The sequence below is a fragment of the Streptomyces sp. NPDC032472 genome (assembly GCF_040636955.1).
Taxonomy (GTDB): Bacteria; Actinomycetota; Actinomycetes; order Streptomycetales; family Streptomycetaceae; genus Streptomyces.
The window spans coordinates 1-2,265 of sequence record NZ_JBEZVK010000192.1; the positions used below are offsets into that span (position 1 = coordinate 1).

The following is a 2,265-nucleotide window of genomic DNA, read 5'->3' on the forward strand; positions in this document are numbered from 1 at the left end:
GCTGACCGGCCATCTTGGCGAGGCGGATCTGCGGCGGCTGTCCCGGCTCGGGCTGCGGCCCCTGGCCACGGACGACGCGATGCGCCTCTTCGACGCCGCCCAGGCCACGGACGAGCCCGTACTCGCGCTCACCGGGATCGACGTCCCGGCCCTGCGTGCCCAGGACGAACCGGCCCCGATGCTGCGCGGCCTCGTACCGCCGCGCCGACCCCGGCAGGCCGCGGGCGTGGCCCCGTCCACCTCAGGCGCGCCGGCCGGGCGGCTGGCCGGGCTGTCGCCCGAGGAGCGGGAGCGGGCGGTCGCGAAGCTGGTCCGTACGCACGTCGCCGACGTCTTGGGCCACACCGGCCCGTACGACCTCGACGCCGACCGCACCTTCCAGGACATGGGCTTCGACTCCCTGACGTCGGTCGAACTGCGCAACCGCCTCGGCACCGCCACCGGCCTGCGCCTGCCCACCACCCTCGTCTTCGACCACCCCACCCCCGGGACCCTCACCGCGCACCTGCTGGACCGGCTGTCCGGCGAGCGCGCGACCGGAGCCGCCGCCCCGCGGACGGCGTCCGCCGGCATGGCGGACGAGCCGATCGCGATCGTGGGCATGGCCTGCCGATACCCGGGTGGTGTGGCCTCGCCGGAGGACCTGTGGCGGCTCGTCGCGGACGGCGTGGACGCGGTGGGCGGGTTCCCGGACAACCGGGGCTGGGACCTGGAGTCCCTGTACGACCCCGACCCGGACCACCCCGGTACGTCCTACACCCGCCACGGCGGATTCCTCTACGACGCCGATGAGTTCGACGCGGGCTTCTTCGGGATGTCGCCGCGCGAGGCCCTGGCCACCGACCCGCAGCAGCGCCTGCTGCTGCGGACCGCCTGGGAGGCCATGGAGCACGCCGGCATCGTGCCCGGCTCGCTGCGCGGCAGCCGTACGGGCGTGTTCGCCGGGGTGATGTACCACGACTACGGCTCCGGTGCGGGCACCCTCCCCGAGGGGCTCGAGGGCTACCGCGCGGGCGGCACCGCGGGCAGCGTCGCCTCCGGCCGGGTGTCCTACACCTTCGGCTTCGAGGGCCCGGCGGTGACCGTCGACACGGCCTGCTCCTCGTCCCTCGTCGCGCTGCACTTGGCGGCGAACGCGCTGCGGCAGGGCGAATGCGACCTCGCCCTGGCCGGCGGGGTGACCGTGATGTCCACGCCGCAGGCCTTCGTGGAGTTCTCCCGGCAGCGCGGCCTGTCGCCCGACGGCCGCTGCAAGTCCTTCTCGGCTCAGGCGGACGGCACGGGCTGGGCCGAGGGCGTCGGGCTCCTGCTGGTCGAGCGGCTGTCGGACGCCCGCCGCAACGGCCACCGGGTGCTGGGCGTGATCCGAGGCTCCGCGATCAACCAGGACGGGGCCTCCAACGGCCTCACCGCGCCCAACGGATCGGCCCAGGAGCGGGTGATCCGGCAGGCCCTCGCGAACGGTGGCCTGAAGGCCGCCGACGTGGACCTGGTCGAGGCGCACGGCACGGGTACGAGGCTGGGCGACCCGATCGAGGCGCACGCGCTGCTGGCCACCTACGGCCAGGACCGCCCGCAGGACCGGCCGCTGTGGCTGGGCTCGCTGAAGTCGAACATCGGCCACACCCAGGCCGCGGCCGGCGTCGGCGGCATCATCAAGGTCGTCCAGGCCATCAGCCGCGCGGCCCTGCCCAAGACCCTCCACGTCGACGAGCCCTCCGGCCACGTCGACTGGGACGCAGGAGCCGTACGGCTGCTGACCGAGGCGCGCGAGTGGCCGCATGCGGACCGTCCGCGCCGGGCCGGTGTGTCCTCGTTCGGCATCAGCGGCACCAACGCCCACGTCATCATCGAACAGGGCGACCCGGTGCCCGTCCCCGAGGCGCCCGCCGAGCCGGTGGCGCACCCCCACCCCGTCCCCTGGCTGGTCTCGGCCAGCGACGAGGCGGCGCTGCGGGCGCAGGCGGGACGCCTCCACGCCCACCTGGAGGCACGGCCCGAGGCCCGTCCGGCGGAGGTCGGCCACTCGCTGGCCACGACCCGTGCCGCCCTCGACCACCGCGCGGCCGTCGTCGGCACGACCCGGGAGGAGCTGCTGACCGGCCTGAAGGCCCTCGCCGACGGCGGCGATGCGCCCGGGCTGGTACGTGGCGGGGGAGAGGTCCGGACCGGCCGGTTGGCGTTCCTGTTCACGGGTCAGGGTGCGCAGCGGGTGGGGATGGGTGCGGAGTTGGCTGCTGCGTTTCCGGTGTTTGCGGAGGCGTT

General features: G+C 75.1%; 1 protein-coding gene. It reads left to right on the plus strand.

The annotated features are described in order from the left end of the window. The coding region (locus AB0F11_RS38090; RefSeq protein WP_362184442.1) for a beta-ketoacyl synthase N-terminal-like domain-containing protein at positions 1-2,265 on the plus strand (2,265 nt) is incomplete at both ends.